Below are 9016 nucleotides of genomic sequence, written 5' to 3'. Positions count from 1 at the left end.
TCGCAGGAGCGGGTGATCCGTCAGGCGCTGGCGGACGCGCGCTTGTCGGCGTCGGATGTGGACGCCGTCGAGGCGCACGGCACCGGCACACGCCTGGGTGATCCGATCGAGGCGCAGGCATTGCTGGCCACGTACGGGCAGGAGCGCGAAGAGCCGCTGTACCTGGGCTCGTTGAAGTCGAACATCGGGCACGCGCAGGCCGCCGCCGGTGTGGGCGGGGTCATCAAGATGGTGCAGGCCATGCACCACGGGGTGCTGCCGAAGACGCTGCACGTGGACGAGCCGTCGCCGCATGTGGACTGGGAGTCGGGTGCGGTCGAGCTGCTGACCGAGGCACGGGACTGGCCGGTCGCGGACGGGCGTCCACGCCGGGCCGGTATCTCCTCCTTCGGCATCAGCGGCACCAACGCCCACGTCGTCATCGAGCAGCCCAAGCCCGAACCGGCCGGCCCCCACGGGGAGGCCGGCGCGGAACAGCCCGCCCCTGGCCTCTCGGCCCCCTGGGTGATCTCCGCACACAGCCAGGACGCCCTGCGCGCCCAGGCCGCCCGCCTCCGCACCTTCGCGTCCGCCGGCCACGCCCGGGCCGCCGACATCGGCTGGTCCCTCGCCGCGACCCGTACCGCACTCCCGGAGCGTGCCGCCCTCCACGGCGCCACGGCCGACGAGCTCCTGGCCGCCCTCGACGCACTCGCCCAGGGCGAACCGGCACCGGGCACCGTCACCGGCAGCGCCGCGGCCGCCGGGCGCACCGCCGTCCTGTTCACCGGCCAGGGCGCCCAGCGCCTCGGCATGGGCCGCGCACTGTACGAGACCGCCCCCGTGTTCGCCGCCGCACTCGACGAGGTGTGCGCGGCCCTGGACCCGCACCTCGAACACCCGCTCCGGGACGTGATGTTCGCCGCCGACGGCACGGCCGAGGCGGAGCTGCTGCACCGGACCGCGTACACACAGCCCGCGTTGTTCGCCGTCGAGACCGCCCTGTTCCGGCTCGTCCGGCACCACGGGCTGGTCCCCGACCTGCTGGCCGGGCACTCCATCGGCGAGCTGACCGCCGCCCATGCGGCCGGGGTGCTCACCCTGCCCGACGCGGCACGCCTCGTCGCGGCACGCGGACGGCTCATGGAGTCGGCCCGCGCGGGCGGCGCCATGGTCGCCGTCGAGGCGGAGGAGGACGAACTCGCCGCCGACCTCGACGCGATGGCCGGACGTCTCGCCCTCGCCGCCGTCAACGGCCCCCGGTCGGTCGTCGTCTCCGGCGACGAGGACGCCGCCGTGGAACTCGCCGAGCGCTGGCGGGAGCGCGTCCGCCGCGTACGGCGGCTCCAGGTCAGCCACGCCTTCCACTCCCCGCACATGGACGACGTCCTCGACGCGTTCCGCGCGGTCGCGGAGAGCCTGACCTTCCACACCCCGGCCCTCCCGATCGTGTCGACCGTCACCGGCCGGCTCGCCACCACCGGCGAACTCACCTCGCCCGCCTACTGGGCCGACCAGATACGCCGCCCCGTCCGCTTCCTCGACGCCGTACGGGAACTGGCCAGACAGGGCGCCACCGTCCTCGTCGAGGCGGGCCCCGACGCCGTACTGACCCCCCTCACCCGCTCCGCGCTCGGCGACACCGCGACGGCCGTCCCCCTGATGCGGTCCGGGCGCCCCGAGACGGACACCCTCACCACGGGCCTCACCACCGCCTGGGCGCACGGCGCGCCCCTCGACGTCACCACCTTCCACCCCGGCGGGCGGCGCGTCGACCTCCCGACGTACGCCTTCCAGCGCGAGCACTACTGGCTCACCCCGGAGCAGCCCACCGACGCCCGAGGCCTCGGCCTCGACCCGGCCGGCCACCCGCTGCTGCACACCGCAGTGGAGCTCGCCGGGCGCGACGACCTGCTCCTCACCGGCAGGCTGTCCACGGACACCCACCCCTGGCTGGCCGACCACGCCATCGGCGGCTCCGTCCTGGTGCCCGCCACCGCCTTCCTCGAACTGGCCCTCACGGCGGCAGCCCACACCGGCGGCGGCAGCGGGGACCACGCCGACCGGGTCGACGAACTGACCCTGGAAGCCCCGCTGGTCCTGCCCGAGCACACCCCCGTACGCGTCCAGGTCGCCGTCGGCCCCGAGGAGCCGTCCGGCGGGCGGCCCTTCACGATCCACGCCCGCCCCGACACCGCACCCGGCACCGCACCCGGCACCGCCCCCGGCACCGCACCCGACGGGCCGCAGGAGCCGTGGACCCGGCACGCCTCCGGAATCCTCGGCGGCGCCCCGGCGACGCCGGCCGCCGACGGAGCGGCGGTACGGCCCGACCCGGCCGCCCTCGCCGCGTGGCCGCCCCGGGGCGCCACCGCCCAGCCGCTGGACGGCGTGTACGACCGCCTCACCGCGCTCGGCTACGGGTACGGCCCCGTCTTCCAGGGCCTCACCGGACTGTGGCAGGCGGGCGACGACCTGTACGCCGAGGTGTCCCTGCCCGCCGACCAGCACGCCGCCGCAGCGGACTTCGGACTGCACCCGGCGCTGTTCGACGCGCTTCTGCACCCGGTGGTGCTGCACGCCGCCGCGGCCGCGGACGGTGATCCCGGCAGCACGCAGGGCGGTGACTCGGGCGACGTCGTCCGGCTGCCGTTCGCGTGGACCGGCACCACCCTGCACGCCACCGGCGCCACCACCCTCCGGGTCCACATCACCCGGTCCGCCGCCCCCGGCACGTACGCGCTGACCGCCGTCGACGCGGCGGGGGAGCCGGTGGTCTCGCTGGAGTCCCTGTCCCTGCGGCCGATCCCCAGGGACCGGCTCGTCCCGGCCGCCGGCGGCCACACCGACGCCCTGTACGGCCTGGAGTGGACGCCCCTCGCCACACCGCCGGGGACCACCGCCCCCCTCCGTGTGGCGGAGGCCGCCGACGGCGGACTCCCGCAGGACGAGGACGCCGAAGCCGTCCTCGTACGGGTGGACCGGCTCGCCGGGGAGGAGCCGGCGTCCGAGGCGGACGCCGCACGGCACACGGCCACGGCGTTCCTCGGCCTGGTCCAGCGGTTCCTCGCCGAGCCGCGCTTCGAGAGCTCCCGGCTGGTGGTCGTCACGCGGCGCGCGGTCGCCGTGGCGGAGGGCGAGGACGTCCTGTCCCTCGCCGCCGCGCCCGTGTGGGGCCTGGCCCGTACGGCGCAGTCCGAGCACCCGGGCCGGATCGTCCTGCTCGACACGGACACCGGCACGGCCACCGGCACCGATACGGATGCCGACGGCGTCGAGCGGGATCTGCGTGCCGCCCTCGCCACCGGCGAGCCGCAACTCGCCCTGCGCGACGGCCGGTTCCTCGTCCCCCGACTGGCCCGTGCCACGGTGGCCGACGGCGGCCCGGGCGCGCTCATCGGCGGCCCCGATGGCACCGGTACGGTCCTCGTCACCGGCGGCACAGGCGGCCTCGGCGCGCTCTTCGCCCGGCACCTGGTGGCCGGGCACGGGGTGCGCGGACTGGTCCTGGTGAGCCGCCGTGGCCTGGACGCGCCGGGCGCGGCGGAGCTGCGGGACGAGCTGGAGGCGCTGGGGGCCGATGTGGCGGTCGAGGCGTGCGACGTCGCCGACCGGGAGGCCGTGGCGGAGCTGCTGCGCCGCGTGGGCCCCGGCCTGACCGGCGTCGTACACACGGCCGGTGTCCTGGACGACGCCACCCTGGAGGGCCTGACCGGGGAGCAGTTGGAGGGCGTGCTGCGCCCCAAGGCCGACGCGGCCTGGCACCTGCACGACCTCACCCGCGAACTCGCCCCCGACCTCAAGGCGTTCGTGCTCTTCTCCTCGGTCTCCGGGCTGCTCGGCACCGCCGGGCAGGCCAACTACGCGGCGGCCAACACCGCCCTGGACGCCCTGGCGGCCCACCGCCGCGCCCACGGCCTGCCCGCCCTCTCCCTCGCCTGGGGCCTGTGGGACGCGACCCACGGCATGGGTGGCCGTCTGGGTGACGCGGACCTGGCCCGCTGGACCCGTGTGGGTGTCCGTCCGCTCACCCCCGAGCAGGGCCTCGCCCTGTTCGACGCGTCGCTCGCCGCGGACCGCGCCCTGACCGTCCCCGCCGCGTTCGACCTGCCCGGGCTCGCCGCCGCCGGGGCCGACCCCGCGCCCCCGCTGCGCGGCCTCGTCCGCACCCGTCCCCGCCGTGCCGCCGCGGCAGCCGCCGGGGCGACCGGCGGCGGCACCGGCTGGGCCGAGCGGACCGCCGCCCTGCCCGACGACCAGCGCCGCGAGACGGTCCTCGACCTGGTGCGGACGACGGTCGCCGGTGTGCTCGGCCACACCAACCCGGCCCGCCTCGACCCGAAGCGCGCCTTCAACGAGACCGGCTTCGACTCGCTCGCCGCCGTCGAACTGCGCAACCGGCTGAACGCGGCCACCGGGCTGCGGCTGTCCACCACGGTCGTCTTCGACCACCCCTCGCCCGAGGCCGTCGTCGAGCACCTGCTGTCCCGGCTGCCCGGCGGTGCCACCACCGACACCGACACCGGCACCCGCACGCCCGTCCCGGCCACCGCCGGGGCCGGCGCGGACGACGACCCGGTCGTGATCGTCGGCATGGCCTGCCGCTACCCGGGCGGGGTGTCCTCGCCCGATGACCTGTGGCGGCTCGTCATGGACGGCGGCGACGCCGTCTCCGAGTTCCCGGCGAACCGGGGCTGGGACCTCGACGCCCTGTACGACCCCGACCCGGACCGGACGGGCACCTCGTACGTCCGCCACGGCGGCTTCCTCCACGACGCCGACCGCTTCGACCGCGAGTTCTTCGGGATCTCGCCCCGCGAGGCGACCGCGACGGACCCGCAGCAGCGGCTGCTCCTGGAGACCGCCTGGGAGACGTTCGAGAACGCCGGGATCGACCCCACGGGCCTGCGCGGCTCCCGCACCGGCGTCTTCACCGGCGCCATGTACGACGACTACGTGTCCCGGCTGGCCGCCAGCCCCGAGGAGTACGAGGGCTTCCTGCTCGCCGGCAACCTGTCCAGCGTCGTGTCGGGCCGCCTCTCGTACACGTACGGCTTCGAGGGCCCGGCCGTCACCGTGGACACGGCCTGCTCGTCCTCGCTCGTCGCCCTGCACCTGGCGGCGAACGCGCTGCGCAACGGCGAGTGCGACCTGGCCCTCGCCGGCGGCGTCACCGTGATGGCGGGACCGCACGTCTTCATCGAGTTCTCCCGGCAGCGGGGCCTCGCGCCCGACGGCCGCTCCAAGTCGTTCGCGGCCGCCGCCGACGGCACCGGCTGGTCGGAAGGCGTCGGCCTGCTGCTCGTCGAGCGGCTGTCGGACGCGCGCCGCAACGGGCACCAGGTCCTTGCCGTGGTGCGGGGGAGTGCCGTGAATCAGGACGGCGCGAGCAACGGCCTGACCGCGCCGAACGGGCCCTCGCAGGAGCGTGTGATCCGTCAGGCGCTGCGGAGCGCGGGCCTGCGGCCCGCCGACGTGGACGCCGTCGAGGCGCACGGCACCGGTACGCGGCTCGGGGACCCGATCGAGGCGCAGGCGCTGCTGGCCACGTACGGGCAGGAGCGCGAGCAGCCGCTGTACCTGGGCTCGTTGAAGTCGAACATCGGCCACTCCCAGGCCGCCGCCGGTGTCGGCGGGGTCATCAAGATGATCCAGGCCATGCACCACGGCGTCCTGCCGAAGACCCTGCACGTGGACGAGCCGTCGCCGCACGTGGACTGGGAGTCGGGGGCGGTCGAGCTGCTGACCGAGGCACGGGAATGGCCGGTCGCGGACGGGCGTCCGCGCCGGGCCGGTGTCTCCTCCTTCGGCATCAGCGGCACCAACGCCCACGTCGTCATCGAGCAGCCCGAGCCCGAGCCCGAGCCCGAGCCCGATCCCGAGCCCGAGCCCGAACCTGCCGGCCCGGACACGGCGGTGGACCGGCGGCACCCGGCACCCGTCTCCGCCCCCTGGGTGATCTCCGCCCGGACCGAGGACGCCCTGCGCGCCCAGGCCGAGCGGCTGCACCGGCACCTGACCGACCACGCCGCGACCGGTATCGCCGACGCCGGCTGGTCCCTCGTCACCACCCGCGCCCTGCACGACCACCGGGCCGTCGTCGTGGCATCCGACCGGGACGAACTCCTCGACGGACTCGCCGCACTCGCCCGGGGCGAGACCACGGCCACCGCGCTGCGGGCGGTCCCCGGCTCCGTGGCACGCGGCAGGACCGCGTTCCTCCTGACCGGCCAGGGCTCCCAGCGCCTCGGCATGGGCCGCGAACTGTACGAGACGTCCCCGGTGTTCGCCGCCGCCCTGGACGAGGTGTGCGCGCATCTGGACCGCGAGCTCGTCCGCCCCCTCAAGACGGTGCTGTTCGCCCCGGAGGACTCCGCCGACTCCGCGCTGATCGACCAGACGGCGTTCACCCAGGCCGCGCTGTTCGCGGTGGAGACCGCGCTGTTCCGGCTGGCCGAACACCACGGCCTCACCCCGGACTTCCTGCTCGGCCACTCCATCGGCGAGGTCACCGCCGCCCACCTGGCGGGCGTACTCGACCTGCCCGACGCCTGCGTCCTGGTCGCCGAGCGCGGCCGCCTCATGCAGGCCGCCCGCGAGGGCGGCGCCATGGCCGCCGTCGAGGCCGCCGAGGACGAGGTGCGCGACGCCCTCGCCCCGTACGGGGACCGGGCGGCCGTCGCCGGTGTCAACGGGCCCCGTTCCACCGTGATCTCCGGGGACGAGGACGCCGTCGACGAGATCGCCGCCCTCTTCAAGCGGCGCGGCAGCAGGACCAAGCGCCTCCCCGTCAGCCACGCCTTCCACTCCCCGCACATGGACGAGGTGCTCGACGAGTTCCGCGCGGTCGCCGCCGGACTCACCTACCGCGCGCCGCGCATCCCGGTCGTGTCCAACGTCACCGGCGAACTGGCCACCACCGAGCAGCTCACCTCGCCCGACTACTGGGCGCGGCACATCCGCGAGGCGGTCCGCTTCCTCGACGGCGTACGCCTCCTGGAGGAGCTGGGCGTCACGGAGTGGCTGGAGCTCGGCCCGGACGGCGTACTGACCGCCCTCGTCCAGGAGTCCCTCACCGCCGACGCGGGCACCGTCGTGCCCGCCCTGCGCAGGGGCCGCCCCGAGCACCGGACGTTCACCGCGGCCCTCGGCCTGCTCGCCGCGCGCGGCGTCCGCCCCGACTGGGACACGGTGTTCCCCGGCGCCCGGCGGGCCGCCCTGCCCGGATACGCCTTCCAGCGGCAGCGGTACTGGCTGGACGCGCCCGCCACCGTCGGCGACGCCGCCGGGTTCGGGCTCGCCTCCGCCGAGCACCCGCTGCTGGGCGCCGAGGTGCCCCTCGCCGACCGCGACGAGCGGGTCTTCACCGGACGGCTCTCCCGGCACAGCCACCCCTGGCTGGCCGACCACGCCGTCGCGGGCCGTGTGCTCGTCCCCGGGACCGGCCTCCTCGACATCGCCCTCAGCGCGGGCGACCGCACCGGAACGCCCGTGGTCGGCGACCTCACCCTCGCCGCCCCGCTGATCGTGCCCGAACGCGGCGGAGCCCAGCTCCAGGTGTCCGTCGGCGGCGCCGACGCCGACGGCACCCGCGCCGTACGGATCCACTCGCGCCCCGACACCGGCGGCCTCACGGACGACGACTGGACCCTCCACGCCCACGGCACCCTGCGCCCGCGCGGCGCCGGCGACGAGGGCAGGGCACCGGGCGGCCAGGCCGACGCGCTCACCGTGTGGCCGCCCGCCGGAGCCACGGAGACCGATCTGACCGGCGTGTACGAGCGCCTCGCCGACCAGGGCTACGCCTACGGCCCCGCCTTCCGGAACCTGCGCGGCCTCTGGACGGCAGGCGACGACCTGTACGCGGAGGTGGCACCCGCCACGGGAGGCGAACCGCGCCGGGACACCGGCCTGTTCACCGTCCACCCGGCGCTCCTCGACGCCACGCTGCACACCCTGCTGCCCGGCGTCGCCCGGGACACCGGACCCGCGCTGCTGCCGTTCTCCTGGTCCGGCGCCACCGTCCACACCCCCGCCCCGACGGCGGCCGGCCTGCGCGTACGGCTCCGCTTCACCGGCACCGACGAACGGTCACCCGTCGTCGCGCTGACGGTGGCCGACGCCACCGGGGCGCCCGTCGCCACCATCGACGAGCTGACCCTGCGCCCGCTGTCCGCCGCCGCCCTGCGCGCAGGCGCCGGGTCCGGCTCCGCCGACGGGCTGCTCCGCGTGGACTGGAGCCCGCTCACGGGCGGCCGGCCCGACGCGCCCCGGGACGGCTGGGCCGTACTGGGTGATACCGGCACCGCCGCACGCGGCGTGACCGGCGCCGCCGCGCTCGGTCTGGCCGGGGACGAGCGGATCCGCACCTACCCCGGCCTCGCCGCCCTGCGGCGTGCCCTGGACGAGGACGCGGCGCCCGCGCCGTCCGTCCTGCTGGTCCCGTACCTCACGAGCGGGACCGCCGCGCCGGGCGACCCCGTCGACCTGCCCGTGGCGACCCACGCGGCGGTGCGTGCCGCCCTCGCGGACGTCCAGGCGTGGCTGGCCGACGACCGGCTCGCCACGACCCGCCTGGTCGTGATCACCAGCGGGGCGGTGGCCGCCGCGCCCGGCGAGGACGTCACCGACTTGGTCCACGCCCCGCTCTGGGGACTGCTGCGGTCCGCGCAGAGCGAGCACCCGGGACGGGTCCAGCTCATCGACATCGGGCCGAACGCCGCCGAGGGCGCGGACGCCGCCGAGGGCGCGGACGCCGGGCTCGCCGGACTGCTGACCCGCACCGTCGACAGCGGTGAACCGCAGTCGGCCGTCCGGGGCACCGACCTGGTCGTGCCGAGGCTCGCCCGTACCGCCCGCTCCGCCGACGCCGACGCCGACGCCGAAGGCGACGACACCCAGGCCGACGCCGCCTCCCCGTACGGCGACGGCACCGTCCTGATCACCGGCGCCACCGGCACCCTGGGCACCGTCCTCGCCCGGCACCTGGTGGCCGGGCACGGGGTGCGCGGACTGGTCCTGGTGAGCCGCCGTGGCC

The 9016-nt window shown here is 76.4% G+C and carries 1 protein-coding gene; it reads left to right on the top strand.

Annotated features, from left to right (window positions below):
• The coding region (locus HTZ82_RS19790) for a type I polyketide synthase (RefSeq protein WP_175410762.1) at positions 1–9016 on the top strand (9016 nt) is incomplete at both ends.

This window comes from Streptomyces sp. TRM64462, from assembly GCF_013362995.1.
Classification (GTDB): domain Bacteria; phylum Actinomycetota; class Actinomycetes; order Streptomycetales; family Streptomycetaceae; genus Streptomyces.
The sequence above is the reverse complement of the archived record's forward strand: the minus strand, read 5'-3'. Positions and strand labels throughout refer to the sequence as shown.